At 31.4% G+C, this 25,428-nt stretch carries 27 protein-coding genes; 23 read left to right on the top strand and 4 right to left on the bottom strand.

What is annotated here, in order from left to right; genetic code table 11:
- Positions 1-17: 17 nt before the first annotated feature.
- The gene (locus tag Q1A15_RS19065; RefSeq protein WP_299627719.1) at positions 18-3,050 is read right to left on the bottom strand and encodes a SusC/RagA family TonB-linked outer membrane protein; all 3,033 of its coding nucleotides are present in this window, start codon (positions 3,048-3,050) and stop codon (positions 18-20) included.
- A 234-nt stretch (positions 3,051-3,284) separates the two neighbouring features.
- Between Q1A15_RS19065 and Q1A15_RS19070 the strand changes: the two genes are divergently transcribed.
- Together Q1A15_RS19070 and bglX are read left to right on the top strand one after the other, a co-directional pair.
- Positions 3,285-4,157, top strand: a complete 873-nt coding sequence (locus Q1A15_RS19070; protein WP_299627721.1) for an AraC family transcriptional regulator — start codon at positions 3,285-3,287, stop codon at positions 4,155-4,157.
- A gap of 220 nt (positions 4,158-4,377) precedes the next feature.
- Positions 4,378-6,588 carry a beta-glucosidase BglX gene (bglX, locus tag Q1A15_RS19075; protein ID WP_299627841.1) on the top strand — a complete coding sequence of 737 codons (2,211 nt, stop codon included), beginning with the start codon at positions 4,378-4,380 and terminating at the stop codon, positions 6,586-6,588.
- A 134-nt stretch (positions 6,589-6,722) separates the two neighbouring features.
- Here the strand turns inward: bglX and Q1A15_RS19080 are convergent, their stop codons facing one another.
- Positions 6,723-7,436: a S24 family peptidase gene (locus Q1A15_RS19080; protein ID WP_299627723.1), complete on the bottom strand. Its 714-nt coding sequence runs from the start codon at positions 7,434-7,436 to the stop codon at positions 6,723-6,725.
- Between the two features lie 496 nt (positions 7,437-7,932).
- Between Q1A15_RS19080 and Q1A15_RS19085 the strand changes: the two genes are divergently transcribed.
- The 5 genes from Q1A15_RS19085 (at position 7,933) to Q1A15_RS19105 (ending at position 9,606) form a co-directional block, all read left to right on the top strand.
- Positions 7,933-8,097 (top strand): hypothetical protein, encoded by a 165-nt coding sequence (locus Q1A15_RS19085; RefSeq protein ID WP_299627725.1) that lies wholly within the window; start codon positions 7,933-7,935, stop codon positions 8,095-8,097.
- Positions 8,072-8,323, top strand: a complete 252-nt coding sequence (locus Q1A15_RS19090) for a hypothetical protein (RefSeq protein ID WP_299627727.1) — start codon at positions 8,072-8,074, stop codon at positions 8,321-8,323. Before Q1A15_RS19085 ends, Q1A15_RS19090 begins: the two co-directional genes overlap by 26 nt.
- Before the next feature lie 22 nt (positions 8,324-8,345).
- On the top strand, positions 8,346-8,993 hold the full coding sequence (locus Q1A15_RS19095; protein WP_299627729.1) for a DUF3164 family protein: 648 nt from the start codon (positions 8,346-8,348) through the stop codon (positions 8,991-8,993).
- A gap of 213 nt (positions 8,994-9,206) precedes the next feature.
- The gene (locus tag Q1A15_RS19100; protein ID WP_299627731.1) at positions 9,207-9,341 is read left to right on the top strand and encodes a hypothetical protein; all 135 of its coding nucleotides are present in this window, start codon (positions 9,207-9,209) and stop codon (positions 9,339-9,341) included.
- A 67-nt stretch (positions 9,342-9,408) separates the two neighbouring features.
- Positions 9,409-9,606, top strand: a complete 198-nt coding sequence (locus Q1A15_RS19105) for a hypothetical protein (protein ID WP_299627733.1) — start codon at positions 9,409-9,411, stop codon at positions 9,604-9,606.
- Here the strand turns inward: Q1A15_RS19105 and Q1A15_RS19110 are convergent.
- Both Q1A15_RS19110 and Q1A15_RS19115 read right to left on the bottom strand, forming a co-directional pair.
- Positions 9,603-10,061 (bottom strand): hypothetical protein, encoded by a 459-nt coding sequence (locus tag Q1A15_RS19110; RefSeq protein ID WP_299627734.1) that lies wholly within the window; start codon positions 10,059-10,061, stop codon positions 9,603-9,605. The genes Q1A15_RS19105 and Q1A15_RS19110 overlap by 4 nt on opposite strands.
- Before the next feature lie 20 nt (positions 10,062-10,081).
- Complete coding sequence (locus tag Q1A15_RS19115; RefSeq protein ID WP_299627735.1) at positions 10,082-10,375, bottom strand: oxidase; 294 nt, start codon at positions 10,373-10,375, stop codon at positions 10,082-10,084.
- 280 nt (positions 10,376-10,655) lie between these two features.
- On the opposite strand from Q1A15_RS19115, the gene Q1A15_RS19120 reads away from it, so the two are divergent.
- The 16 genes from Q1A15_RS19120 to Q1A15_RS19195 all read left to right on the top strand — a co-directional run bounded on the left by Q1A15_RS19120 (position 10,656) and on the right by Q1A15_RS19195 (position 25,277).
- Positions 10,656-11,105: an N-acetylmuramoyl-L-alanine amidase gene (locus tag Q1A15_RS19120; RefSeq protein ID WP_299627736.1), complete on the top strand. Its 450-nt coding sequence runs from the start codon at positions 10,656-10,658 to the stop codon at positions 11,103-11,105.
- A gap of 8 nt (positions 11,106-11,113) precedes the next feature.
- Positions 11,114-11,608: a hypothetical protein gene (locus Q1A15_RS19125; protein ID WP_299627737.1), complete on the top strand. Its 495-nt coding sequence runs from the start codon at positions 11,114-11,116 to the stop codon at positions 11,606-11,608.
- Between the two features lie 4 nt (positions 11,609-11,612).
- Positions 11,613-12,782: a DUF2586 family protein gene (locus Q1A15_RS19130; RefSeq protein WP_299627740.1), complete on the top strand. Its 1,170-nt coding sequence runs from the start codon at positions 11,613-11,615 to the stop codon at positions 12,780-12,782.
- 42 nt (positions 12,783-12,824) lie between these two features.
- Positions 12,825-13,250 carry a hypothetical protein gene (locus Q1A15_RS19135; RefSeq protein ID WP_299627742.1) on the top strand — a complete coding sequence of 142 codons (426 nt, stop codon included), beginning with the start codon at positions 12,825-12,827 and terminating at the stop codon, positions 13,248-13,250.
- 191 nt (positions 13,251-13,441) lie between these two features.
- Positions 13,442-13,732 (top strand): hypothetical protein, encoded by a 291-nt coding sequence (locus Q1A15_RS19140; RefSeq protein WP_299627744.1) that lies wholly within the window; start codon positions 13,442-13,444, stop codon positions 13,730-13,732.
- A gap of 179 nt (positions 13,733-13,911) precedes the next feature.
- Positions 13,912-16,089 carry a hypothetical protein gene (locus tag Q1A15_RS19145; RefSeq protein ID WP_299627746.1) on the top strand — a complete coding sequence of 726 codons (2,178 nt, stop codon included), beginning with the start codon at positions 13,912-13,914 and terminating at the stop codon, positions 16,087-16,089.
- Positions 16,089-16,658: a DUF6046 domain-containing protein gene (locus Q1A15_RS19150; protein ID WP_299627748.1), complete on the top strand. Its 570-nt coding sequence runs from the start codon at positions 16,089-16,091 to the stop codon at positions 16,656-16,658. Before Q1A15_RS19145 ends, Q1A15_RS19150 begins: the two co-directional genes overlap by 1 nt.
- A gap of 6 nt (positions 16,659-16,664) precedes the next feature.
- Positions 16,665-17,738 carry a late control protein gene (locus Q1A15_RS19155; RefSeq protein WP_299627750.1) on the top strand — a complete coding sequence of 358 codons (1,074 nt, stop codon included), beginning with the start codon at positions 16,665-16,667 and terminating at the stop codon, positions 17,736-17,738.
- A gap of 1 nt (position 17,739) precedes the next feature.
- Positions 17,740-18,318: a hypothetical protein gene (locus Q1A15_RS19160; protein ID WP_299627752.1), complete on the top strand. Its 579-nt coding sequence runs from the start codon at positions 17,740-17,742 to the stop codon at positions 18,316-18,318.
- A gap of 2 nt (positions 18,319-18,320) precedes the next feature.
- The gene (locus Q1A15_RS19165; RefSeq protein WP_299627754.1) at positions 18,321-18,506 is read left to right on the top strand and encodes a hypothetical protein; all 186 of its coding nucleotides are present in this window, start codon (positions 18,321-18,323) and stop codon (positions 18,504-18,506) included.
- Between the two features lies 1 nt (position 18,507).
- Positions 18,508-18,822 carry a hypothetical protein gene (locus tag Q1A15_RS19170; protein ID WP_299627756.1) on the top strand — a complete coding sequence of 105 codons (315 nt, stop codon included), beginning with the start codon at positions 18,508-18,510 and terminating at the stop codon, positions 18,820-18,822.
- Positions 18,823-18,945: 123 nt separating this feature from the next.
- The gene (locus Q1A15_RS19175; RefSeq protein ID WP_299627757.1) at positions 18,946-19,356 is read left to right on the top strand and encodes a hypothetical protein; all 411 of its coding nucleotides are present in this window, start codon (positions 18,946-18,948) and stop codon (positions 19,354-19,356) included.
- Positions 19,357-19,460: 104 nt separating this feature from the next.
- Positions 19,461-19,832, top strand: coding sequence for a LysM peptidoglycan-binding domain-containing protein (locus Q1A15_RS19180; RefSeq protein WP_299627759.1), 372 nt, complete (start codon positions 19,461-19,463; stop codon positions 19,830-19,832).
- 22 nt (positions 19,833-19,854) lie between these two features.
- Positions 19,855-21,375: a hypothetical protein gene (locus Q1A15_RS19185; RefSeq protein ID WP_299627760.1), complete on the top strand. Its 1,521-nt coding sequence runs from the start codon at positions 19,855-19,857 to the stop codon at positions 21,373-21,375.
- Positions 21,376-21,378: 3 nt separating this feature from the next.
- Positions 21,379-23,160, top strand: a complete 1,782-nt coding sequence (locus Q1A15_RS19190; RefSeq protein ID WP_299627762.1) for a hypothetical protein — start codon at positions 21,379-21,381, stop codon at positions 23,158-23,160.
- 5 nt (positions 23,161-23,165) lie between these two features.
- Positions 23,166-25,277 (top strand): hypothetical protein, encoded by a 2,112-nt coding sequence (locus Q1A15_RS19195; RefSeq protein ID WP_299627764.1) that lies wholly within the window; start codon positions 23,166-23,168, stop codon positions 25,275-25,277.
- Positions 25,278-25,428 lie beyond the last annotated feature (151 nt).

Here is a 25,428-nt window from a genome sequence, read left to right on the forward strand (position 1 = left end):
TAGTTTGTTTAAAATGATTAAAAGTTAACTGAAAATCCAAAAAGTGCTCTAGCAGCAGTTGGATAAAAACCTCTATCTACACCTGTATCGTTAAAACTGAAGTTACCTACCTCTGGATCTAAACCATTATATCCAGTGAATGTAAAAAAGTCATCTAAAGATACGTAAAATCTTACTCTATTCATACGTAATTTATTAGTAAAACTCTCTGGTAATGTGTAACCTAACTGAATTTGTTTGATTCTCATAAAAGAACCATCTTCAACAACTAAGTCTGTATCGTAAGCAGAAGAAGCAAATTGTGGTGCTGGAAAAGTAGCACTTGTATCTCCTGGACCTGTCCATCTTCCATCAAAGAACTGAATTGGCTTATTGGTAATTGGTCTTGAAGGTTGGTGATATGTTGCGAAAATATCGTTTCCAATTGTACCTTGGAACTGTACATTAAAATCTAAACCTTTATAACCTAATCTAATATTACCTCCGAATAAAATATCTGGATGAGGAGAACCGATGAATGTTTTATCTGCATTATTAACGATTCCGTCTCCATTTTGATCTACTTTAATTACATCTCCAGTAGCCGGATCAATTCCGTTAGTTTCAAAACCAAAGAAATACCATGCTGGTAAACCTTCTGTAAACCTTGTTACACCATCATCATTTTGTGGCGCTCCTGCACCTACTAAAGAAGTACCTTGAGGTAAGAATTTAATTTCAGTTACTTCATTATCTAAAGTAGATAAGTTCGCATTAATTTGGTAACTAAAATCACCGTCTGTAGTATCTGAATATCCTACTTCAAATTCGAAACCTTGATTCACAATTGTACCTGCATTGAACGAATTTGAGTTGAATCCTGCAGAACCAGGTGTAATTAAACTACCATCTAATACAATTAAATCTCTAGTTGTTTTCTTGTAGTAATCTACAGAGAAGTTTAATTTATTTTGAATTGCTCTTAAATCTACACCAAAACCTAATTGTTCTGAAGTTTCCCAAACTAAATTTTGATTCGCAAATCCTGTAATTTGAGCACCAACGTTACCTAAATAACTTAATGTAGCTCCATTATCTTCTGTAGTAACAGCAATTAAATCTGAGTTACCAGCTAAATTTCCTTTGTTACCATTTTGTCCCCAACTCGCTCTAGCTTTAAGATAATCTATAGCGAAATCGTCTGGCCAGAAATCTTCCTTAGAAATTACCCAACCAGCAGAAAATGATGGGAATACTGCCGCTCTATTTGCAGACGGGAATTTATCTGATTTATCACGTCTTACTGTAGCTTCAAATAAATATTTCTCTTTGAAATCGTATGATAATCTACCATACATAGACACTAAATTATCTCTAAATGTTCTTGAAATTGGAGAATTAGGATCTAAAGTAAATGCTGAAGTATTTGGGTCGAATACTCTGAATAAATTTACTGGAGCAGAAAATTGTCTTGTTGTAAACGTTGGTCTTCTACTTTGTTCAGCAGAAAAACCTGCTAAAAACTTAAAATTATGATCTTCGAAAGATTTCTCATAAGATGCAAAATTCTCCCACAACCACCTACTAAATCTCACTCTAGAATCTCTAATATTATATTGTGTATTAGACGCTTCCGATGCTACATAATATGCATTAGTCGTAGTAGTATTTAAAAATAAATTTTGCTCAATACCATATCTAGTTGTGAATTCTAATCCATCAATAATTTTTGCTTTTAGATATAATGTTGATAAAAACTGACTAGAACTACTTAGGTTTGTTTGTATATCGTTTGCGAAAGCAACTGGGTTAATTACCTCTCCTGTAGAATATGTAGGATAACCATATACATTACCATCTTTATCTGTTAAAACTGGTACTCCATTATCTCTAGATCTATCGATAACACTTGCTGGTACTCCATTAGTGTATGTAACAGGTGTTAATGGATCGATAATTAACATATTTTGAATAACACCTCTTGTATCACTATTTTCAGAAATACCTCTTCTTTTGATAAATGCAGCATTTGCGTTTGCTCCTGCCTCTAACCATTTCGTAATATTTGTCGTAAGATTTAAACGAATTGAGTTTCTTTCAAAGTTTGAATTTTCACCTCCAACAATACCATCTTGATCTGTATGCCCAACAGAAAAATAATAAGAAGTACTTTCTGTAGCTCCAGACATACTAAAATCGTAACGCTCCATAAAAGCAGAATCGAACGTTTCGTCAATCCAATCTGTATCAATACCGTTATCAACAACACCTGTAATTCCACCTTCATTCATATATGTTACAAACTGTTGTGCATTCATTAGCTCCATATCAGTATTTACAAACTGCATACCTAATTGAGAACTAAACGTAAATTGAGGTCCACCAACTCTACCTTTCTTAGTAGTAACGATTACTACACCATTGGCACCCTCAGTACCATAAATAGCAGATGAAGCAGCATCTTTTAAAATTTCAATATTTGCAATATCAGACGGTGCAATATTATCAATTGTAGTTACTTTCATACCATCTACAATAAATAAAGGATTAGAACTACCACTTGAACCAGTACCTCTAATTCTAATTTTTGTTTGAGAACCAGGTGAACCTGAAGATGATGATACAGTAACACCAGATGTTCGACCTTGTAAGACCTGATCTACTCTCTGATTCGACACATTTTGAATCTCTTTACTATCAATACTAGAAATTGCTCCAGTTACCAAACTTTTCTTTTTGGTACCATAACCAACTACTACTACTTCTTCAAGAGTACTTGTATCTTCTTCAAGAGTTACATTAACAGTACTTCTACCGTTAACAGCTACTTCTATTGTTTTGTACCCTACATAACTAAAGATTAAAACAGCATTAGACTCTACGTTACTCAAAGAGTATTTACCATCAAAATCTGTTTCAACTCCTCGAGTCGTACCTTTTACGATAACATTAACCCCAGGAAGCGGGCCGGAATTGTCTTTAACAACTCCATTTACATTTTGTGCATTTAAGCCGAAAGTGGATATCAGCATAAATAAAAGCAAGAAAAACGAAAAGATATTTTTTTTCATATTAATAAGTAATTTGGTCATTTTTTGATCAAAAAGCAATTTCAAAACACATTATTTGTTATAACCTCAAAATGTTTTAATATACTTTTAACTACAAAAATTATTGTTTTAGACAAAAGTATATCCAATATTAACTAAACGTTAATATAATTTTGTCATTCATTAATAATTTTTTAATATTATTGACGTATAAAAAATACAAACAACGCAAAAACAACCTTAAATAATTACAAAATGAATAAAAATATACATAGAGAGATCACTCAACTTTCTCCTTCGGATAGCTTCTTGGTATACTATAGAGTAAAAGACGATTTTGACTTCCCTTTACACTTCCATCCGGAATACGAGCTTAACTTTATACACAAAGGTTCTGGAGTTAGGAGGGTTATTGGAGATCATATAGGAGAGATTAGTGATTATGAACTTGTACTTGTTGGTCCTAATTTACCGCATTGCTGGGAATTACACAACTGCAAACAAAAAGAAATACACGAAATAACGATACATATACATAATGATTTACTTGATGAAAAACTACTTTCAAGAAGAGTATTCAAATCCGTTAGAGACATGCTTAACAGATCAATACACGGTATTTCTTTCTCTGAAAAAACAATAAAAGAAATCATGCCCAGACTACTAGAACTCCCTAAAACCTCGGGAATTGATTATTTTTTAGAGTTCATTTCTATACTACATGATTTATCAATTTCAAGAAATCAAAAACTACTTTCGACTTCTTTTTCTAACTATAACGACTTCGAAAACAGCGATAAAATCAAAAAAGTTTACGAATACATTCAAAATAATTTCAGCAGAAAAATTTCTTTAGATGAAATATCTGAATTAGTAAACATGACACCAGTATCCTTTAATAGATTTATTAAAAAAAGAACAGGAAAAACTTTTGTTTCCTACATAAACAATACAAGGGTTAGCTACGCAAGTAGACTTTTATTAGAAACAGATTTAAGCGTTGGCGAAATCGCCTATAAATGCGGGTTCAATAACTTAGCTAACTTCAATAGAATGTTTAAAAAAATAAAAAACAGCACACCTAGTGAATTTAGATCAGAATTTAACGGTATACAAAAAGTACTTTAATACTTTTTTATCAAAATAAAACCAAAAAATCATCATAGTATTAAAAAAATATCAAATTTTGATCATTTGAGTGAACAATAGAAACGTTTTCTAATTTAATTTTACAAAACTTTTCTAAAACAACAGATCACATATGAAACATCAAATCAGAAAAACAACAGTATATTGTATATCAGCAATATTTCTTTTTGGATGTTCTTACAAAAAAAATGACAACTCAATGATTGATACAAAAAACGAAACTATAAATGAAAGAGTAGATTCTTTACTGTCTAAAATGACTATTGAGGAAAAAGTTGGACAAATGAATCAATATAATGGTTTTTGGGATGTTACTGGACCTGTACCTGAAGAAGGCACAGCAAAAACAAAATTCGAACACCTTAAAAAAGGATGGGTTGGATCTATGTTAAATGTAAGAGGAACAGAAAACGTTAAAGAAGTACAAAGAATAGCCGTAGAAGAAACTCGATTAGGAATACCTTTAATAATAGGATTCGACGTTATTCATGGATACAAAACACTAAGCCCAATACCATTAGCCGAAGCTGCTAGTTGGGATTTAGAAGCAATAGAAAAATCTGCTAGAATTGCAGCAATAGAAGCATCTGCATCTGGAATCAATTGGACCTTCGCTCCAATGGTTGACATCTCTAGAGATGCAAGATGGGGAAGAGTAATGGAAGGCGCTGGAGAAGACCCATATTTAGGCTCTAAAATCGCAAAAGCCAGAGTTAAAGGATTCCAAGGAGATGACTTATCTAAAAATAACACTATTGCAGCTTGTGCAAAGCATTTCGCTGCGTATGGTTTTTCTGAATCAGGAAAAGAATACAACACAGTTGACATAGGAACCTCTACTTTACACAATTTAGTACTACCTCCTTTCAAAGCAGCAGTAGACAGCGATGTAAAAACCATCATGAATTCTTTTAATGAATTAAATGGAGTTCCAGTTACTGCAAGTAAATATCTTCAAAGAGATATTTTAAAAGAAAAATGGGGCTTTAACGGTTTTGTAATTTCTGATTGGGCATCCATCAACGAAATCATAAGCTGGGGACACGCTGAAAATAAAAGAGAAGCAGCTAAATTAGCTTCAACAGCAGGTTCTGACATGGACATGGAAGGATATGTATACGTAAGAGAATTAGCTAAACTTGTAGAAGACGGAGTTATTAAAGAAGAGATTTTAGATGACGCTGTTAGAAGAATCTTAAGAGTAAAATTTGAATTAGGATTATTTGACGATCCATACAAATATTGTGATGAAGAAAATGAAAAACAAAATATCGGAAACAAATCTCATCATGACGCTGTTTTAGATGTAGCAAAAAAATCTATCGTATTACTTAAAAACGAGAACAACCTTTTGCCTTTAAAGAAAAAAGGACAAAAAATTGCTCTTATCGGACCATTAGCAGATGAAAAAAACAGTCCGCTTGGTAGCTGGAGACTAGGTTCTGACGACAATACAGCTATTTCTGTTTTGGAAGGAATGCAGCAATACAAAGAAAACACACTTGTTTTCGAAAAAGGCTTAGACCTAGTTGAAGGCAACACAGCTTTTACACAACAAGTAAACATAAACAACACCGACAGATCTAAAATAAAAAAGGCTATTGCAGCAGCTAAAAACGCAGATGTAGTTGTTATGGTTTTAGGCGAACACGGATTCCAAAGTGGAGAAGGAAGAAGTAGAACAGAGTTAGATCTACCAGGTTTACAACAAGAACTTTTAGAAGAAGTTTACAAAGCAAACAAAAACATTGTTTTAGTTTTAAACAACGGTAGACCATTAACCATAGAATGGGCAGATGCAAACATTCCAACTATAGTTGAAGCTTGGCAATTAGGAAGTCAATCAGGTAATGCTATTGCTAGTGTATTATACGGCGATTACAACCCAAGTGGAAAATTACCTATGACATTCCCTAGAAACGTGGGACAAGTACCTATTTATTACAACTACAAAAGTACAGGAAGACCAAATAAAGAATCACATGTTTTTTGGTCGCATTATATCGATTCAGAAAACACACCACTTTACCCGTTCGGACATGGTTTAAGCTACACTTCTTTTGAGTACAGCAACTTCAAAATCCACGGAGAAAAATTTTCTATAAACGACGAAATAAAAGTTACCGTAGACCTTAAAAATTCTGGAGAATACGACGGAAAAGAAGTAGTTCAACTTTACATAAGAGATCTTTTCGGTAGCACAACAAGACCCGTGAGAGAACTTAAAGGATTCGAATTAGTTCCTCTAAAAAAAGGAGAAAGCAAAACAATAGAATTCAAACTAACCAGAAAAGAACTTGGTTTCTTTGACAACCAAGGAAACTACATTGTAGAACCAGGAAAGTTTAAAGTGTTTGTTGGAGGTAGCTCAACCACAAAACTAGAACTTGATTTTGAGCTAACAGAATAGAGAAAATTTAAATTAATTTGTTTTGGCATAGTTTATGCTAATATAAAAGTACAGTACGGAAGACGTTCTGTACTTTTCTTTTTCATAGCAATTTTCCCACTCGTTTATTAAATGAGTGGGTTTTATCTTATAAACTACCCCATCGAATTCATACGTACAGAAGCTTTCACTAAAGCCATAGCTCTTATTTTAGACATTTTAATATCTTTTGGCTGATGATGCTTATTCTGAGAGACTAACTTAATATAATCCTCTCCTTTTTCAGATTTTTGAATATATTTCACACTAATAAACTCCTCTTCAGCAACCTCAACAGAAATCAAATACATTTCCCCCCAAAAAATCTCCGAATAAAAATCATAAATCTGCTTGTACGCAACAATATCTCCACTCTTTAACAAAGGATACATACTGTCTCCAGTAACAAAAACAGCACCATCACATTTAGGTAAATTAGGTATATTCAAAGTTCCAACTGGCTGTGTATCTCCGTGAGATTGAAATAACTCAACCAAACCAGCCGCAGCCTCTACATTATATAAAGGTACCGCTTGCTTACCAATAGGATAATCAGTTTTTAACTTAAATACATTATTAGCAACTACTTCACCAGAAACAACCACAGCATCATTTTTCACCAACATATCTCCTTTACCAGTTAACAACCACAAAGAATCAAAATGGGGATAATTTTCAATTATCTTAGTCAACCACTTACTCTGTATATCTGTTTTATTATTAAAAGCCCTACTTAAAACACCTTTACTAGCACCGATTTGTTTTTCAAGCGCTGTAATTTTTATCCCTTCGTGATCAGCTAAAACCTTTATCCTATCTATTGTACTCATAAAAAATTACTTTTATTTCCATATTCATTTATAATTATTACAAAATCTAAAGAAGCACAAAAGCCTTCAATAAATTTAATTCTTAAAACATTCTTTAATATATCCAGGGGGAACTCTATGGGGAACTGTGATTTTTTAAAAAAAGAAATAATTTTCTTCAATTTTATTTTTTTGTTGAAAATTATCTACATATATTTGTCGTGCAATAATTGAGAAACAAATATATATAAATAATAATCACTTAAACAACAATTAACAACAAAAAAATTGAAAATTATCATTTAAGCAGCTTAAATATTAGAAAATATGAGATTCTACAGAAAAACAATTAAAACACTATAAAACAAGAAAAGTTATAAAATTTGATTTATTTCAAAAAAAAAATAAAAGGATTCAGTAGCACAACAATAAAAATAAAAGAAGAAAATTATCACCAAAAAATTACATTCTATGAAAAACCTCTTTAAAAATAAAAAGTCAATTAAAATTGAAAAGTATGAAAACACAAAAAAAACTCAGAAAACGAATAGAAGAATATGATTTAATGCTAACTCAGAATTTTGATGATGAGATCTACGCAACACTATTAAAAGAAAAAAACGAAATTGAATTAGAACTAAAAAAAAATCTAGAAAATGAGAATAAGAGAAATCGAAAGTAGAATTATACAATTAAGGAATGCAATTGCTTATAGTAGAAACGAACAAAAAATTATGACACTTGGAGAAGGAATTTGCTGTAATCTAGAAATTGCTTCATGGTTTAGAGTTTTAGACGGTCAAAGTTCTCAACCAAAATATACTATCAGTGAAATTGTTAACGACAAAGTAAGAGATATTAACGATTGTATTATTGAAGAAAACTGGGTAAAACCTGAAATCATTTAAAAAAAAAGAAAAAAATAAGCTTATGAATACCGTAATTAACCTCGAAAACCTAACCGAACATCAATTAGCAACTGCATTAGCTAAAAAACAACAAGAAAGAAGATTAGTATACCAACAAAAAAGAGCTCAGTTAGAAAAAGAAAATGAATCTTTTTGTAATAGAACCGCAGAAAAGTTTGCTATACTTTCTAACCAATTAAAACAGTTGAAAGACGAGACTATAAAAGAAGCTAATAGACTATACGCAGAAATGTATAATCTTAACGGAAAAAAACCTAAGGATGTAAAATCATTTTCTCGTAAAAACAAAAATGGCAACATCATGATTACAGTAGATTACCAAGAACGCATTGAATTTACTGAAGAAGCTAATGTTCATATAAACGCAATTAAAGATATTTTCAAAAACAAATTTGCTAATAGAAATAAAGGCTTATATAACATTTTAGACGGATTATTAATCAAAGGAAACAAAGGAGAATACGATCCCAAATTATTAGCAAAAGCTCGAAAACAAGTAAAAGACATGGGAGACAAAAAGCTAATAGAAGAATTTGAAAAACTTAGTGATTGTCAACGTGTTTCTGGTTCTTCAAAATATTGTAGAGTTAAAACAAAAGACAAATACAATAAATGGAAAGACATTAACATTCAATTTTCTAGTCTTTAACCTTTTATTTAATTCTTATGGAAAATTTCAGATTAATAATTATTGGAATGTCGTGTATTGCGTTACTAATTACAGTAATATTAATACAACTGACAACTTTGAACGTTAATATGCTCTTGAAAATCCAGGCTAATACAGCCATGATTATGATTTGCACATTGGTAATACATTTCCTTTTAGAAGAAAAAAACAGCAAAAAGAATTACTAAAACTATGGAACAGCAAGCTTATTTGAAAAAGAAAGGCAAAAAAGCATTGAAACTTGCCAAAACTTTAGAAAAAGAAAAGATAAACAAAGGCTCTAAATACAAGAGACTTGATAGTAAAACTATAATATTAAAAGATTAACCTCTAAACTGTGTAGTTACGTGCTACACAGTTAATTTAAAATAACCTCCACAATACCAAAATATCTATGGCTAGAAATAATAATTTAATTGCACTTAGAAATCAAAAAGTAAAACAACGTTTCAGTCAATTATCAGTAAAACATCCGCAATGGAAATACGATGCAGTTTTAGAAACCTTATCACTAGAATTTTTTATTAGTAAAAGAACTATATCTGCAATATTAAATAATGAAGGCGCTTATAAAAGCGCCCTTTTTAACTAGTTTAAAATATAATTAGTTATACCTACTTTTTTATAAATATTAGTAGAGAACGTAACTTTATACGCTGGTCTCTTGTAAGTAGGAGTTAAATCTTCTTCAGCAATCTGTGTCAAATCTGTAAAATAATTTCCAGAGGTTTTCTGAATAGCCTCAACAACATCATCAATTGTAGACAAAATTGCTAAAGACGTTTCTTGATTAGAAGCTCCTACTTCAGTATCAGCATCCTGCTTAAAAAAGATATACACATCTAACTGTAAATCTCCTTCTAAAACATCCAATACCATATCTTGATACGTAATACTTCCTATAGAAATATAGGCTGCCGGGAATCTATTTAACCCATTACTATCTTCTTCATCAAACTGACCTTTATATAAATCAATTAAAGTAAATGTTCCGATAGCATCTAATTTAGATGCTACCGATTGATAAATTTCTTTTCTTACACTCATATTCTTCTTTTTTTTAAAAATTAAACTTCTTTATAAGGAGCATCTACAATAATATCTCCTTTAGCATTAAAATCTAGTTGATTTACTTCCATACCATCATATTCAAAATTTCTTCTGATTTGCGTGATGACATCTCTTGGATTTTCATCATTAAGCATATTTGAAATCCCCACTCCTATTTCAGGAAACTCTTTATACTCTCCTTTTTGAGCCAGAATTATATGTTCTTGATGCTGCAAAGTAGCATCTGCAATTACAAAATCTCCATTTACAATTAGTAAATCTCCGGTTTCATCTAATTTAAAATCATTCATGTTTTTTTAGTTTAAATTCTGATACAAAGTTGCTTTAACTCTATGGATTTTTAAAACCTAAAATCAACCATTGTATTCATATTTACAACCATTGCAAATCTATCCGCAAACACTGATAATCAAGTTGTCAGAACTTCAAATCTATCCCATCTTTGCATCGTCAAACAACTCGAACGAAGTATTAAAACATACTAATAAAGAGTTACCCAAAGGCAGTTCTCCTCCTCTTTTGAACGAGGGAACTGCAAACCCTTCGGGGGAAGTTTTAAACAAAAAAAGAATGAGAAAAATTAAACACATTGTTATTCATTGCACAGCAACTGTAGAAGGAAAAAGTTTTTCAGCTAGCGACATTGATAGATGGCACAAAGAAAGAGGATGGAAAGGTATAGGTTACCATTATGTAATAGGATTAGATGGAACTATTGAAGAAGGAAGGGCAGAAAATAAGATTGGCGCTCATGTAAAACGTCACAATCGTCATTCTATAGGAATCGCTTACATCGGAGGTTTAAATAAAAGACTTTCTCCTAAAGATACCAGAACAAGAAAACAAAAAAGAGCTTTAAAAGAATTATTAATAACACTAAAAAGAAAATACCCACAAGCAATAATACTCGGACACCGAGATTTCTCAGAAGATTTAAACAGAAACGGAATCATTGAACCTTTTGAATTTTCTAAAGCTTGTCCCTGTTTCGATGCTAGAAAAGAATATAGAAATCTGTAAAAACAAAAATGAAGAGAAAATTAAAAATTTTAAGCTATGTAATTCTCTTCGCTCTCTTAAGTAACGCTTGTCAAAGTTTTAAAAAATTACCAAAAACAGAAAGTACGGTAAAAATCAAAGATTCCATCTTTAAAGAACACCGAACAATAGACACCATTGTAATTGCAAGAAAAGCAGACACAGTTAAACTGAAAGAAACCATAGACAAATTAACTGAAGCTGCAATTGTAAAACGCTCAAACTACACAAGATTGAGTATTAAAAGAGTTGGTAATACTATTGAAGCTGAATGCATTGCAGAAGAATTAAAAGAGCTTATTGAATTACAAAAAGAAATTATAAAACACTACAAAGAAATTAATCAGCAAAAACAGGAAACAATTGTCATTCCACAGAAATACATTCCTGTGCTGTTGAGACCTCTTATTTGGATCGGTGGTATCACACTGGCCCTACTTTTAGGAGGAACGATTGTGAAATTTGTTAAACCAAAAATCCTATAAAAAAATGAATGGATTACCTAAAGTAAAAATTAATGTAAACAATGATGGTTTAGGGCAAGTAGCTCAAACCGAAGATGGCGTATCTGCTATGATTTTAACAGGAGCTTCTGTTGTTGATGGTGCTCAAGTTGGAGAATCTTTCCAAGTATTTAGTTTGGATGATGCTCAAGCTAAAGGAATCACACAAGCAGCAAATCCTTACGCCTACAAACAAGTTCAACAATTCTATGAAGAAGCTGGTAACGGAGCTGAATTATGGTTAATGTTAGTAGCAGACACTGTTTCTATGGAAGACATGGTATCTTCAGACCAAGATTTTGCTAAGAAATTATTAGATGACGCAAAAGGAGCAATCCGTTTAATTGCTGTGTCTAGAGAATCTGCTGGTGCAGTAACACTTTCTGACGGGATTGATGAAGATGTAGACAACGCAGCTGTAAAAGCTCAATCTCTTATCGAAGGTTACGCTAGCAAGTACAAAGAAGCTTCTGTAATTATTGATGGTAAAGATTTCAACGGAACTGTTGGAGACTTAAAAGACTACACTGAATCTGATAACGAGTTTGTTTCTATCTTATTATCTAATATTGATGGAAGTAAAAATGCCGCAGTAGGTTTATTATTAGGACGATTAGCTAAAGATCCTGTAATGAGAAATCCAGGACGTGTTAAATCTGGTTCATTACCTGCAACTCAAGGCTATTTTACTAACGAGCAAGCTATTGAAGAATTAGAAAATGCTTGGGATAGTATCCACGACAAAGGTTATATCTTCTTAAGATCTTTCGTAGGTCGTTCTGGATATTTCTTCAACGATGCTCCAACTTGTACTACAGGAAGCGATGATTTAAACAACATCACTAGAGTTCGTACAATTTACAAAGCAAGACGTGTAGCTTATGACGTGTTTGTAAACGAAATCTTAGATGAAATTCCATTAGAAGCTAACGGGAAAATTGCTCCTGCTTTAATTAAGAGTTGGGAAGGATTAGTTGATAACGCAATCAACTTAACTATGACTCAAAATGGTGAAATCTCTGCTGTTAGAACTTCTATCGATCCTGCTCAAGACGTATTAGCAACAAACGAAGTAAAAGTATCATTAGATATTTTACCTGTTGGATATGCAAAGTATATCACTGTTGAATTAGGGTTTACAACTAGCTTATCGTAAGCAACAAAAAATAACGTATTAACTTATTAATAATTTAAAAAAATGACTTTTGATAGTAAAAGCCCTGAATACCGTTGGGCAGACGTACAAATTGTAATGTTAGGTAGAATTCTTACTCGTGTTCGTGGAGTTAAGTTTTCAGTAAAAAGAGAAAAAGAATACTTAATGGCAAGAGGTGAAGACCCTCACGCTATCCAATATGGAAATAAAACTCCAGAAGGAGAATTAACATTATTACAAAGCGAAGTTGAAGCTTTACAATTATTATTATCTCCAGAGGAAGATTTAACAGATTTACCTCCATTCGATATCACAGTTTCTTTTGTTAGAAACTCTGCTCCAGGAAAAATTGCTACTTACATGTTAAAAGGAGTAGAATTTACTGAAGATAACAGAGAATTAAAGCAAGGTGATAAATTCATGGAAATCACATTACCTATTATGTACTTACGCAGATTAGCAGCGTAACACCAACACTTGGTACTAGTGTTTGTGAACAAAAGATTAGTTTTTTAGCTAGTGTATTTGTTTCATTCTTCAGGAGCAGGGCTCAAGATAAGCCCTTTATTAGAAAGCCTTGCTCCTTTCTTCAACAAACACTTTTACCATAAAATAAGAATCAAAAACACAATACTTTAAAACTATAAAATTTTACAATTATGAAAATCAATAAAGAGCAAATCAACAGCTGGAAACAACAACATGGAGAAGTATTCGAAGTAGCCGTAGATGGAAAAAAAGGATACTTAAAAAAACCAGATCGTAAAACGCTTTCGTATGCAATGACAAATGCACAAACTAATCCATTAGGTTTTGCAGAAGTTGTATTAGAGAACTGTTGGTTAGGTGGTGACGAAGACATTAAAACTAATGATGGTTTATTCTTCGCTGCTGCTGGACAAATTGATAAACTAATCGAAATAAAAGAGGCTGAGCTAAAAAAGTGCTAGAGGGTGCCAAAGGGGACCCGAAACATAACTGGATTACTTATGTAGATACACTTATGCAGTATCACTTGAATATTGAACCCTCTGCCCTAACCGATAAACAATGGGCAGAGAAGTTCAAACAACTTGAAGATATTAGACAAAAAGAAGCTAAAGCCGCAAGTTAAAATCAAAATATAATCATGGAAGAATTACTTAAAGTACTGAAAGAGTTAAACACAACTTTCGATAAAATAGTACAACCTATTTCTGAAACCATTGATAAAATAGAAAAGCTAGATGAAAACGTTAAAGAAGCTTCTAAAAACACAATTTCTTATCAAGAGCATTTAGATAATTTAAAAAGTGGTTTTAGTGATATTCGACAAGCTGCATCAAAAACACAAGAAAGCTTTAAAAGTTTTACAGGAATAATAAGTAAATCTTTTGACCCTATAAGAAAAGCAGCAAGTAGTGTAGCAGAATCAATTAATGGAGTCTATGATGGTGTAGTATCATCTGTAAACAATAAATTTAAAGAACTTACAAACTTTGTAGATTCAAACTCTAAAAAAGCTGTAAACTTTATCAACTCAAACTTTAACAAAGCTTCAGCTGGAGTTAAAACTTTTATTGATAATTCTAAAAATCAATTTAAAGCTCTGAGCTTTGCTGCTCTTTTCACTTTAGGGACAGAAGGAATAATCGACAGTCAATTTGTTACTGACATTATAAATTTTGGGAAATTTATCCAAAATACAACAACACAGTTTAAAAACTATACTAGTGGTATAGCCAACTATATTTCTGAAGGCGTAAATGGTTTAGCAAATACTATAACCAATACTTTACAACCAGTAACAGAGAAAGTTTCTAAGTTTTTCGGTAGCCTTATTAAAGCTTTACCTGGAAAAAGTGTTGTTGCAGGAATTGTTAAAACTTTTGCCAACGGAATTGCTAAAATTGGAGGATCTGCTCTTGGGTTAGTAGGTAAAGGATTGGTTTCTTTAGGAAGCGCTGCTTTAGGCGCAGCTAAGAAAGGAGCAAATGTAGTTTCAAAAGTAGTCGCTGCTCCATTCAAATTAATAAAAGCTACAGTTGAAAAATACGGGAAGTTTAAAGAGAAATATGAAGCTTTTCAAAAGAAATATGCTGTACCATCTTTAAATTTCAAAGGAGTAAAAGGAAAATTAAAATCTGCTTATGATAGTGTAAGCAAGTTTGTTAAAAAGTTTGGAGATAAAAAGAAACTTGACAACCTAAATAAAATTTACAAGAAAGAATTTAGTAGAATCACTAGTGTATTTAAACCTGTTGCGAATAAACTTATTGATTTTGCTACCGAATTTGTAAAAGGTTTCAAAACAATATCTAAAGCCGCCGAGCCAATTATTAGCATGATAGTTAATCTTGCTGGAACTATTGGAGGCTTCTTAAGAGCAATGTTCGGACTTAAAGAAGGAACTTCTGCAGCAGCTGGAGCAATAAGTATTTTCAAAAAAGTTTTAGACTTTTTAGTTACTCCGATTTCATACATCGCTTTAGGTTTAAATACTTTATTCGAAGTTTTAAAACCTGCCGCACCAATTATTGGAGCTGTTGCTGGCGCTTGGTTAATTTGGAATATTATCATGGGACTTAGTCCGATTACTTGGATAGTTCTTGGTGTTGTTGCACTTATTTCTGTAATAGCAATTGTTATAAAATACACTAAAGGTTGGGCTACTGCATGGCAAGGTTTTAAAGATATTCTGAGCGCAGTTTGGAGTCAACTTAAAGAAAACTTTAGCTTCTTTATTGACTCTATAGTTTACGGATTTCAGAAAGCCTGGTATAATGTTGTCGATTTTGGTCAAAGAGCAATTCAATATGTAAAAAATGTTGGAGCTGCAATTAAGTTAGCTTGGAACGGAGATTTCTCTGGTGCACGAGCTAAATTAAATGAAAAAATTACTACTGAAGCTGAAGTCAAACTTAAAAAAATTGAGGAAGAAAGACAGCAACGAGTAAATGATTTTAGACAGAAAACAGCATCTAATGCATTGCAAGCTCTTAATGGAGCAAAAAAAATGGGAAGCCTTTCTTTTGATACAAAAGGATTTAATGCTGACCTAAAGAAAATGCAAAAAGGCTTTAAGTTTCCTGATAAAGCTCCGGCCAGTTCAACAACAAACAACACAACAACTCAAGGTATTAACAACATTACTGATGGAGGTAAAAAGCAAACTCATATTAATGTTCACTTTGATCGTTTAGTTGAAAATATGGTTATTCAGTCTGAAAATTTAAAAGAAGGAACTAACGATATGGAAGACATGTTAATTACATCACTGTTACGTGTTTTAAACTCAGTTAACCACATGCAAACAAATAATTCGTAATGATCAATATTTTTAACATAAGAGACTTTACAGAAAGGGCTCATAATAAATCAGGAAAAGAATTTGATAAATCTTTACTCAAACAGAGTATAAAAAATAAAAATTCTATTGGAACTGCAGTCGGTAAAACGCATTTAGGAACTCCATTTTTTATGGATGTTACGATCGGAAAAACTCGATTACCTAACGAACCTTTATTAACATTTAGCACTCAAAAAAGAATAGTTCAAACCGTTGTAGTTGGTAGTCAAAACAGAGGAACAGTTAAAGAATTAATTAGTGCTAACGATTATAAAATAAAGATTGAAGGCGTTTGTATTGAACCTGGAAAACGAGAATATCCAACAGATCAAGTTAATAAAATCATCAAACTTTGTCAGCTTCAAGAAGCATTAGAGTTTAAAAACGATTTAGCGCAATTATTAGGAATAGAAAAAATTGTAATTACTGGGTACAACCTCGATAAAATGGAAGGCCAACCCTATTCTCAAAGGTACACTATAGACGCTATTAGTGACGATGATTTCTTTGCCGAATTAAATAATAGAAATAAATCTATTCCAAAATAAAAGCACATGTTTGTTTTAGACTGTAACATAAAAATAGGGCAATACACATTTAAACGTGTACACGATGTACAGATAGTAAAATCAGTAGACCTATTATCTGATACAGCTGTGATTAAAATGCCTGCCAGTGCGTTCTTTGATTCTGGAAACAAAACCAAAGAACGCAAACAACTGGAAAGTGAAATTAAAACAGGAATGCCTGTAAGCATAAAGCTATCTTATAAAGACGTTGATGAAGAACGAGAAGAGTTTAAAGGTTTCGTAAAACACATCAGTCCGAAAAATCACATTGTAAATATTGAATGTGAAGACGCTGTGTATCATATTAGAAAAACAAGAATTAATAAAAACTTTAAAAAGATAACACTAAAGGAAGTTCTTGCTCATATTCTAGATGAAACCAATAAAACTCAAGAAGATGCTAACATTAAACTTGGTGGAAACATTCCTGATGTAAACTTTGAAAAATTTGCTATAAAAAGTAAAAATGGAGCGCAAGCTTTAAAGAAAATAAAAGACGAATACGGACTCTCAATATTCTTAGACGATGAAGGAAAACTTCATGCTGGTTTACGAATGGATATTAATATCGGAAAAACTGCTAATTATCATGTTCAAAAAAACGTAGTAAGTCACGATTTGAAATATGTTAAAAAGGAAGATGTTGAGTTATATGTAAAAGTAATCGGTGTTCAAAAAGACAACACAAAAATTGAAACTATTGTTGGTGAACAAACAGGTGAACAACGCACGTTACATTTTTACAATTTAAGCACAGAAAAAGAATTAAAAGGAAGAGGCGAAGCAGAATTAGACAAGCTTAAATACACGGGATACAGAGGTGATTTAACTAGTTTTTTAATTCCGTATGCAACTCGAGGCATGGGAGTTTCTATTACAGATAATAGATATCCATCTAGAAACGGTCAACAAGAAGGATCTGACTCGAATTCGCCACAATCTAAAAGTAAAACTGTTCAATATTTTGTTCCGAAAGTAACAACATCATTCGGACAAAATGGAGCAAGAAGAAAAGTAGAATTGGGAGCAATTATTCTTCCAAAAGATAAAATCGGATAACATGGGAAGAGATAAAGATTTACAAGACGCATTTCGACAACTAGTCAGTAAAGAACCTGAAACTTTTATCGCTACTGTGACAAAAGTTGACAAAGAAACTAAAACTATTGAAATTATTGATACCGATGGTTTTGATTACGATGAAGTTCGATTAACTAGTGTTATTGACGACACCAACAAAGTTGTTCAATACCCAAAAGAAGAAACATCTGTTTTAGTTAGTAGAATTGGAGACGACGATAATACACTTTTTGTAAGTGCCATTAGTGAAGTTGAAAGTATCGAAGGAACGATTGAAGACACTCACTTTCTAATTGATAAAGATGGCTATACTGTTGAAAAAGGAGAAAACAATGTTCATTTCAATATTACCGATGATGGTTACATTATTAAAAAAGGTGATGTACGATTAAAAGACATTATTAATGAAATTCAAAATCAAATTGGAAGTCTTTGTGATGAAGTAAATAAAATCGTTGTTTCTATCGGAGTAACCCCAAATGTAGCTGCAATAACACAGATTAAAACTGCTGTTACTGATACATTAAATTCAGAAATAGATAAAATTTTAAAACCATAGCTATGCCTTTAAATAAAATTGCATTGGAAGCACAAATCAAAAGTATTTTGGCTCCTTCTAACAATACAGATAATAATTACGAGCAAGTAGCTGCAGATCTAGCTAGCGCTATCGATACATATGTAAAAACAATGACCATTATTGGAGTTGGTAATCAAGGTGCACCATTAAGCTTAACTGTTACGTAATATGAAAGAGTTTTTAGTAAATCATATAGATGTCATTATCGGATATCTATTTGGAGCTGGCGGAATGTTTACAGCATGGACAGAAAGAAAGAAAAGAAGACAAGAGCTTGTAAAAGCAGAAACTCAAAACCAACAACAAGTAGTGGATTTATATCAAGAAGCGTTAGACGATTTGAAGAAAAGATACGATGAAAAATTCAACGAATTAGAAACAGAAATTAAACAATTAAGAACAAATTTAGATCTATGGAAAAGTAAGTACCGAGATTTAAAAAACGAATTTGAAGTTTATAAAAACAATCATAAAATAGCATAGAAACGCTAGAATTAACAAAAGTTTAAGGTAAGTAAAAGTTAAAAAGCACAGTATTAGCGATTAATTTAAAATCGAAAATTATTTTACCACGCTATATTGAAAAATTCAAAAAAAAAATTAAAAATGAAATTAAATTACCTCGAACTTCCGTCGTTCATTCCAGCATCTAAAACCAATGCTACTAAAAATGATTTTGTTATCACTAAAACTATAGAAATAACACTCTCTGATGGAAGACAGCTTTTTATCCCTAAAGGATATACTATATTATCTTCAAATATCCCTAAATGGATAAAAAAGCTCTCTTTCAACAATAAAAAAATTTCTATTGCCACTTTAATCTACGATCGATTATGGACAGAGCAAATTAGTGAAATAGAACACTTTGGTAATATCTATGAAGCCTTTACTTTTTCAACAAAAGAGTTTTATAAATGGAATCAAGCGAGTAGCCAAAGTAACCGATTTTTAAACTTTATCAAATACTTGTTTTTAAAACACTTTTCTATTCGAAATTATATAAAAAACGCTTAAGAAAGCCACCTATTATATCAAAGTTAAACCAAACAAAATTAATAAGAATACACTTGTTAAACTGCTTTAGCATACACGTTATTCTTATCCTAACGCTATAGAATATGATAAATACAATAACAGTAAGCAATAATCAATCTTTATTTGATATCGCTATACAAGCTACTGGCATAGCTACAAATGCTCTTGCTATAGCTCAAGAAAACGGACTTGCGACTACTGATACTTTAATAGTTGGTAGCGAATTAAAAATTCCGGAAAACATCACCTTTGATAACACCATTAAAAACTACTATCAGCAAGAAGATTTATATCCTGCCTCAGGTTTAACCAAAAAAGACGAAGGAGTTTCTCAAGGACTTCAAGGAATTGGATACTGGATTATTGGATCTAGTTTTAGAGTGGAAAAAGAGAATGAAACCAGCTTTGTAAACACTGAACTTATAAAAACAGAGCTTACAAAGTTCAACAGATAAAAAACGAATTAGAAAAAGACTAATGAAAACCAGTATAGATATATTAAAAAGTTGGTTTCAAACAGGTGACAAACCTACTGAAAATCAATTTGAGAATTTAATTGATAGCTTTCATCATAAAGATGACGGTAATATCATCTCTAATTACGAAGTTTTACAAAATGGAGATGTTTCATTTACTTTCTCTGACGGAAATACAACCAAAATAGAAAAGTTTGTTTTACCAAATACAATGCCTCAAAATTTTATTGAAGGTTTAGTAGAAACATTAAACTCTAAAGTTAACAAAGCAACTGGAAAACAACTTTCTGACGAGAATTTTAGTTTAGAATTAAAACAAAAACTAGAAGGATTACAAAATTATATACATCCTGAATTTCATCAAATTACAGAAATTGAAGGATTACAAGAAATTATTGAAGCTAAAGTAGATAATATAGCAGGAAAACAACTTTCTGATGAAAATTTTTCAAGCGAAGAAAAAGAAAAATTAGCTGGATTAGAAAACTATATAGCTCCAGATTCAAAACCTATCAGCTATATAGAAGAACTAGAAGATTCTTTAGCAAAAATCAATCAAGATTTAGAAAATAAAGTTGAAATAATAGAAGGAAAACAACTTTCTGATGAAAATTTTACAACACTAGAAAAAGAAAAGTTAGCTAATTTCAGTATTAATGCTTTTTCTGAGGTTACTGATGGAGAAAACAGTTTTACTGCACAAGGAGTGGGTGATCAAATTACTTTTGAAGGAGTAACTATAGATCCTGTTGAAAAAATAATTAAAATCAATACCCCAGAACTAGCTATCAGTAATATTGAAAACCTACAAGATGAATTAGATAGTTTAAACACAGATATAAGTGAAAAAATAAGTAGTGAGGATTTACAAATAGAGCTAGAATCTATTAAAAACGATCTCGATAATAAAATCGATGAAGGTGGACTAGAACCATATATTGAAAATTTAGAAAATCAAATCAGTAATCGTGTTACTGGCGAAGAATTACATAGCGAGTTAGATCAAGTAAAACTTGAGATCGATGATAAAATTAATGAAAGTCAAGTTGATGAGAAGTTAACTGAAGTTAAATCTGAAATCGACAATAAAGTTGATAAAGTTGCAGGAAAACAACTTTCTACAAATGATTTTACTACTGAAGAAAAACAAAAACTAGCAGGCTTAAATAACTCTACAAATAGAGATGTTCAAATATATCTTGCCACTATTAGACAAACAGGAACTGATGTACCTGTACTTGAACCTATTATTAACGATGGTGGATTTGAATTTACAATTAGAAGATCGAATGTTGGCTGGTATTTAATGCAGATCACTCCAGAAACTACCCCAAAATATAGATATGTAGATATTGTATTCGTTCAAGACAAAAACTATGGACCTTTGGTTGAAGCTATTTCAGATGAATTACGTTTTGAAGCTAGCGGAGGTGGAAGTTACGCTATATATAGTTTAAGAAACAGAGAAAGATCAGATGATGTTTTAAGACATAAAATTGCAATTCATTTTTATAAAAGATAACTCATGAAAACAAGTATTGACATATTAAAAAGCTGGTTTCAAACTGGTGACAAACCAACAGAAAACCAATTCGAAAACTTAATTGATAGTTTTCATCATAAAGACGAAGGAAATATTATCACTAGCTATCAAGTTTTTGATAATGGAAATGTATCTTTTACTTTATCTGATGGTAATACGACTTTAATTGAAAAATTTATTTTACCGAATACTATGCCACAAAATTTCATTGATGGTTTAGTAGAGACTTTAAATTCGAAAGTAGATAAAGTAACCGGTAAACAACTCTCTGATGAAAATTTCAGTTTAGCACTTAAGCAAAAACTAGAAACATTAGAGAATTATATTCACCCTGAATTCCATCAAATTACTGAAGTAGATGGATTACAAGAAGCTATCGAATCTAAAGTAGATAAAATTGAAGGGAAACAACTTTCTGATGAAAACTTCTCTTCTGAAGAAAAAGAAAAATTAGCAGGATTAGAAAATTACGTAGCTCCAGATTCAAAACCGATTAGCTATATCGAAGAGCTTGAAGATACTATAACAAAGATAAATCAAGATTTAGATAGTAAAGTTGATATTATTGAAGGAAAACAACTTTCTGATGAAAACTTTACATCACTAGAAAAGGAAAAACTAGCTAATTTTAATATCAATGCTTTTTCAAGTGTAACAGACGGAGAAAACAGCATCATAGCAAACGGACAAGGTGATCAAATAACATTCGAAGGAGCTATCATTGATGTTGATAAAAATGCAATTGTAATTGAAAATAATAGCTCTGGTTTAAATAAAATAACTGAAGAGACAAACTCAGGTTGGAGATTAGCAGGTCAAAACCCAATACATTACGGAAATATTGGACTTAATGCTGTAGATTTAAGTCAAAATAATAAGTTCGAAAATGATTTAACTGGTGCAACAGGATCTGTTTCATTTGCTGCTAACTTAAGAACTACCGCAAACTCTCAAGCTTCTTCTGCCTTTGGTAGAGACACACAAGCTTTAGCTAATGAATCATTCGCTGCTGGTGCAAGTACAACATCTCATTCTCATGCAGAGTTTAGTATAGGTCAATTCAATACTGAATACACGCCTAAATCAAAAATAAGTTTCAATGCTGAAGACCGTGTTTTCAACATTGGTAATGGTGAAACAAGTTCCGCAAAAAGTGATGCTTTAACAGTATATAAAAATGGTGCCATTACTGCTCCTTCCCTATCCTATAATTTAATTGAGAATTATGGAAAGCAATCATTAATTACTAAAGAATATGCTGATATCAATTATGGTGGGAAAAAAGTATATCAAGAAAATATCAATTTAGAATTCTTTAATACTGCAAACGATACAGAAATTAAGTTTTTAAACTTATTTGAAAACACTGCACCTAATAGTCTTATTATTCCTACCAATGTTACTATTGTAGGACATATTGAACCTTTTACAGAATATGGATATTTTTTAAGATTAGGATTTGCAGATTTAACTCAAAAGAAAGCATATATAGATACGTTTCACAACATTCATCTAGCCAATTTAAACGGTTACACAATGAATGCACCATATGTTGAAAGTAATAATTTAGACATGCGATATACTAATTTAAAAGATTATGCGCCTAATTTCTTACATGGTGTTAACCTTATAGGTGAACCTAACAAAATGATTGACAGCTTAAAAGGTTATTTAACAATCAAAATAGAATATTCAACAGTAACTATTGAATCTAGACAAGTTGTAGAAACAAAATTACCACCTATAACAACAAATACATTTTAACTAAAATGAAAACTAGCATAGACATCTTAAAAAGTTGGTTTCAAACAGGTGACAAACCTACTGAGAATCAATTTGAAAACTTAATTGATAGTTTTCACCATAAAGACGATGGAAACATCATCACAAATTACGAAGTATCAAAAAATGGAGATATTATATTTACATTTTCTGATGGTAACATTACTAAAATAGAAAAGTTCGTATTACCGAATACGATGCCTTTAAACTTTATTGATGATTTAATTTCAATATTAAATTCAAAAGTCGATAAAGTTACTGGAAAACAGCTTTCTGATGAAAATTTTAGTTTAGAGTTAAAACAAAAGTTAGAAACATTAGAAAACTATATCCATCCAGAGCTTCATCAGATCACAGAAGTTGATGGTTTACAAGAAGCTATTGAATCTAAAGTAGATAAAATCGAAGGAAAACAACTTTCTGATGAAAATTTTTCTTCGGAAGAGAAAACAAAATTAGCTGATTTAGAGAATTATGTAGCACCAGATTCTAAACCTATCACTTACATTGAAGAACTAGAAGACACATTAACAAAAATTAATCAAGATCTGGATAGTAAGGTTGAAATTGTAGAAGGAAAACAATTATCAGATGAAAACTTTACATCATTAGAAAAAGAAAAGCTAGCTAATTTTAGCATTAATGCTTTCTCTGGTGTAACTGATGGTGAAGATACAATTCTCGCAAATGGACAAGGAGATCAAATTACTTTTGAGGGAGCAGAAATTGACACAGAAAACAACAAAGTTATTATCAATCAGATTAAAAATGTCTCTGAATTAAATAACGATGCAAATTATGCTATTTCTGGAGATCCACTGAAAAACGGCACTCTTTTTCAAATCACACCATCACAAATTGGTTTTCGTGTAACAAAAACTGGGGCAATTAAAATCAATGTTCCTAAGGAGATTCAAGTTAATACTTTAAGTTTATATCTAGATATTAGTACAGGATATCATGGTGCTGATCGTATTTCTGCTAACATGATAATTAACACTTATATTTATTCTAATCAAGATTCAGGAACCAACTTCCATACAGAATCTACCAGAATAATAGCTTCAGATAAAAAATATGATTTTAATGTCCGTTTTGAACAAGGAGAAAACCCTGCTATTTACATTGGTGAGTTAGATACTGACTTTAGATATGCGAATGTTGCTATAACAAAAATCACTGGTCAATACAATGGTATACTTGAAGATGCATTACTTAAAAGAATACAAGATGAATTTGTAATTGAACTAACTGATACTTTTGGAACTATTAACACAACACTAAGTAACAACTTAGTACAAGGAAAGTCTGATGATAGTAAGGTTGACAAAATAGAAGGCAAGCAATTATCTTCTAATGATTTTACCGATGCGGAAAAAGAAAAATTAGCCAAAATTAATACTAGTGGTTTTAAAACTATAAGTGATGGAACTAATACATTTTCTGCAACTAAAGTAGAAGATCAAATTTCTTTTAAAGGCGCAACAATAAATCCTGAAAATAATTCTATTTCGATAGATAATAGCGAAAGTATTTTCCCAGAATTTAATCTTTCTTGGGGAGATAAATCTAGAAATTTCACTAAAAATTACAATAACGATTCAACCAAATCATACACCGGAAATGTAAACCTATTAGAATGTGAGTTTACCAACGGAGCTAAGAACTTTCTAGATTATGAACCTAAGATATTATTATACAGATATAAATCAAAAAAGAAACTTAGGTATTATGACGAAGTTGAGAAGTCAGGAAAAGTGTATTCAAAAAAAGCAGGTTTCTATCATTATTTTTCAAAAGGTACAAGAAATACGGTTATCGAAATAAAAGATAAAAAATCAGTATTAGACTTTGGTTTAGAACACTTTTTTAGTGCTAGCACTACTCCTATAGCAGGTAGATTAAAAGCACAAGGAATGAAAAATAGTGTATCTAATACCTTATACAGAAAAAAATCGCGTTCTCAGGCTCATTTTTATATTAAATTAAAGTTACAACTAAATTATAAAGGAGAAACGATAACATCTCCTTTTTCAGAAACTTTAAGAGTTTTCATAGATCAAAACGAAAAATATAAAATTAGTTACGAAAGAACTTAAAAACATTCATTAAAACGAGGTAACTCTTAACTGAGATATCACTTAACGTAACTCTTAATTGAGCTGCGCCCTAAAATGACTCTTAACTGAGATATATGTCCCTGGATAAAAGACAGCTAAACTATTAGCTGTCTCCATGGACATGATTAAA

The organism is uncultured Tenacibaculum sp., assembly GCF_947495995.1.
Lineage (GTDB): Bacteria > Bacteroidota > Bacteroidia > Flavobacteriales > Flavobacteriaceae > Polaribacter.